This is a genomic window from Armatimonas sp., from assembly GCF_043760365.1.
Taxonomy (GTDB): domain Bacteria; phylum Armatimonadota; class Armatimonadia; order Armatimonadales; family Armatimonadaceae; genus Armatimonas.
On record NZ_JAYUPA010000697.1, the window covers coordinates 1 to 3,765 of the forward strand.

General features: G+C 59.0%; 2 protein-coding genes and 1 pseudogene. 1 reads left to right on the forward strand and 2 read right to left on the reverse strand.

All coding sequences use genetic code 11. The features are described 5' to 3' along the window. Together ACH2EH_RS16395 and ACH2EH_RS16400 are read right to left on the reverse strand one after the other, a co-directional pair. Positions 1 to 1,070 (reverse strand): annotated as a pseudogene (locus tag ACH2EH_RS16395) (hypothetical protein); the annotation flags it as partial. 11 nt (positions 1,071 to 1,081) lie between these two features. Next, positions 1,082 to 1,663, reverse strand: coding sequence for a Uma2 family endonuclease (locus ACH2EH_RS16400; RefSeq protein ID WP_395143229.1), 582 nt, complete (start codon positions 1,661 to 1,663; stop codon positions 1,082 to 1,084). Between the two features lie 17 nt (positions 1,664 to 1,680). On the opposite strand from ACH2EH_RS16400, the gene ACH2EH_RS16405 reads away from it, so the two are divergent. Further along, positions 1,681 to 3,564 carry a DUF3857 domain-containing protein gene (locus tag ACH2EH_RS16405; protein WP_395143231.1) on the forward strand — a complete coding sequence of 628 codons (1,884 nt, stop codon included), beginning with the start codon at positions 1,681 to 1,683 and terminating at the stop codon, positions 3,562 to 3,564. The last annotated feature ends 201 nt before the right edge of the window (positions 3,565 to 3,765 follow it).

Sequence of the window (3,765 nt, forward strand, 5' to 3'; positions counted from 1 at the left end):
CCATCGGCAGTAAAGGCATCCAGGCGCACCCCGAGAATAGGCGGCATGGCCTCCCACTCGCCATCGTCTATCTGCCAGTCTACGGTGGCCCCCTCGCCAAACAGCCCGAGATGCCCTAAAAATAAGGGAGCCGTCCCCTCCAGCTCACGGCGGCGCTTGACAGGTTTCCCGTCCTCGCCCAGTGCCCCCAGAAGCAGCATCATCGGGGCATCGTGCTCATTGGTACGGCTATTGTGCCAGAGGGGCGAGATCTGGAAACCGCCTCGGCGCTCTTTGCCCTCTCCTTCGGGTTGCCGTGTGTCAATGGGTGCCGTGGAGACCGTGATCACGCCCGTGTGCGCCGTGTTGATGCGCCCCACGCCCGTGTAGCTCGTCCCATCAAAGCGCCCGATCCCGGCCACCGGCTTCACCACATACGTCACCACCCGGCTCTCGCCCCCCGCCAAAGTGACACGGACTTTCCCCCCGAGCTTATTCTCGATCAGCACCTCACGTAGCCGCTTTAACGGAACACGTACGGGGATAATCAGTATCTCGCCCTGGCCACGTGGCTTGAAGCCCTCGGGCAGCGGAACCAGCCGCCCCCCGCGCGATTCCGTGAATACCATGTTGCCCGGAAGAGGAGCAAGCTCTCGAAAGATGGACGTGCCCGCAGGAATATCGGTCTGCATGCCCACGGAGCCCGCGCGGTGCCCTCCGTAGCCAAAATTCGCTTTGTCTCCTGAGAACTCCGTTGGGGAGATCCCCATCACGAGCGGTGCGTGAAGCTGAGGATCTTCCCCTGAGATGCGGATACGCAGCCCGTGGACGGCTACCGCCGCGACGGATCCCACCGGTGCGTACTCGGCGGCAAGGTAGCCCTCACTGGCTCCCGTGGATGGCTGTGTCACACGCCCGACAATAGACCAGCTCGATCCCGCATCGGTCGAAACCTGGATCGTCCCTAGCCGACGGTTTACAATCCGCAAGCGGTGGAGCTCAAACGAGTCGTCGTCAAGCTTCTGCGCAAAGAGGGTCGTAGGGAATATCCCGAGAGTAAAGGCCGTCAGTAAACTTTTTCGTGAGAGCATGGCAACGGGTATTATATCGCCCCCCGTAGCCGCTCAAGCTCCGCACGAAGCCGTGTGATTTCTTCCTCAGCCTCGGCGGCGCTTCGGAGCAGCTCGCCCGTGAGGCTGTCTCGTAAGCGCAGCCGACGGTTTTCTTGCACCAGCACGAGCCCCAACTGCTGGGAGTGTAGGCAACCCTCAGCATCAGGAGCGATTGGGGCGTACATGCCCAGTGACGTCAAACGATAGCCGCGCAGTGCGGGCTGGAGATACTCCCCTTTGGGATCGAAGAGAAAGTACTCAGGGACACGCAGGCTCTCGTAGCGCAATAGCTTTTCGCCGATGTCCTCGTTGCGCGTTTTCTTACTCGTGAACTCAAAGACAACGTAGCAATCCGGTGATATCTTCGCCGTGGGATCGCCCTGCCGAAAGAACACAAAGTTATTTCCAGAGACGTAGACCTCGTTCGCACACGGCAAAAAATAGGCACGGAGCGCGTCTCGGCAGTACGCTATCAGATCAATATGCAGGTCAGTTTCAGCCATGGGTTTTCCATCCGACGTGGGGTAGACGACACGACGGGTAGGTTGCGTGGGAGTCAGAGTTACGGACATGACGGTATTATATCTCCATGTGGCTTCCGACTCCTGCACTTATCTTCACTCAGCCCGATGTGGCGGAGCTAAAAAAGCTTCTCGCGGAGGCACCAAAAGCCGCCGAGTATCCCAACGCCGCTAAGGCGACTCTCTTAGATCTTGCGGATATTACCGTGCGGCCCGACGGCTCCGCGCGTACGGTGACGCGCCAGGCGATAAAGATTCTCAACCAGCGCGGGCGCGAGCAGGAAGCGGAGATCAAGGTTCCCTATAACGGCAGCTACGAAACCGTTAAGCTCCTTCGGGCACGGACGCTGCGGCCCAATGGTCAGGTCGTGGAGGTCAAGCCCACGGAGGTGCGCAATGGTGCTGCCAGCGAGGGCTACGATGATGCGAAAGTCCTCTCGTTCTCCATGCCCGCCGTCGAGCCCGGCTGTTTAATCGAGTACGAGTATGTCACGGAACAAAAAACCTCGCCGCTGCCCGGGCACTTCTGGTTTCACTGGTACTTTCAGGGCGGCTTTGATCCCGTACAGCTCACGCGCCTGCGGGTGACGGTTCCTAAGTCGCTCAACCTAGCCCGGCAGCTACGCAACAGCACCATTGAACCCACGATCCGCCAGAGTGCCGACGGCAAGAGCGTGACCTATACCTGGGAAGATAAAAATGTCGCTCCTCTGAGCACCGAGCCGCTCATGCCCCCCGTCGAGCGCCAGCTCCCCAAGCTCACCATCTCCACCGTCCCGAACTGGCAAACCGTCGCCGATTGGTACACAAAGCTCGGGCGCGATGCGATGAAATCCGATCCCGTGGTATCCACGCTGGCACGTGAGCTAACCAAGAACTGTCGCACCGACGAAGAAAAAGCCCGGGCGATTTTTTACTATGTCCAGGAAAAAACCCGCTATGTTGCTATCGAGCTGGGGATCTCCGCCTACCAGCCCCGCCCTGCAAGCCGCACGCTCACCGTTCAGTACGGCGACTGCAAAGATATGGCAACCCTACTCGTGGCGCTCCTCCGGGCTGTGGGCCTGACGGCCTATCCCGTGCTACTACAGGCAGGGGAGCCTTTCGCTCAGCAGACTGAACTCCCCTCCCCTCACTCCTTCAACCACGCCATCTGTCAGACGACAATCGGTGAAAAAACCTACTGGCTCGATGCCACCGCTCAGGTCTGTCGCTTCGGCGATATCCCTCAGGCAGACCGTGGCGTTGAAGCACTGGTGATCAAAGACGGCAAAGCGGAGTTCCAGACGGTTCCCGAAGCCACTCCCGAGCAGGCAACGACGGACCAGACAGTCCGCCTTATTTTAGATGCCGAAGGCAGCGCCAGCGGAACGGTTGCTCTAGCCGGCAACGGCGACTACGAGCTCGCTCTGCGGGCAAATCTGATCGTGAAAAGCCCTGATGAGACCAAGAAATATGCCGAAGCACTACTGGGAATCATTGGGGTCAACCCTAAAGTGGAGAGCTACCGCCTCTCGGATCCGAGCAATCGGGACCTGTCTCTAACACTCGCGGCAAACGCACGCTTCCCCTCCTGGGCGAATGTCAGTGGTGAGCTTCTGCTTTTCAAGGCACGCCCTGACCAAGCCAGCTCCCCCTTCGCGTCGCCGTTCACCGAAGACAGTCGTCTCTATCCAATCTACCAACCCGAGCCACGCCTGATGCGCTCGACACTGGAAGTCACCATCCCCGAGGGCTATAGCTACCTGTACGTCCCCAAGTCCAGCTCGGGGCAGAGCCGCTTAGGAAGTTTCACGCGCACCGTCCAGCAAGAGGGGCGTAAACTGACGATATCTATCGAAGTGCGAGACCAGCGTGTCACCGCTGCGCCCAGCGAGTATGCACAGCTCCGACAGTATATAGATCGCTATTTACGCATGTACAGTGAGTCCGTGATTGCCAAAAAAGATTAGAAGCTGGGTGATAAAATAGCAACACGATGTTTGCCCGGCTCCGCGAGGATGTTGCTACAATCTTTCAAAAAGACCCCGCCGCCCGCAATCTTTTAGAGGTTTTTACCTACGCTGGGCTCTGGGCGGTACTCTACCACCGCCTCGCGCATGGCCTCTGGAAACGAAATTTGAAAACCGCCGCACGGTGGGTCTCCCAGTGGT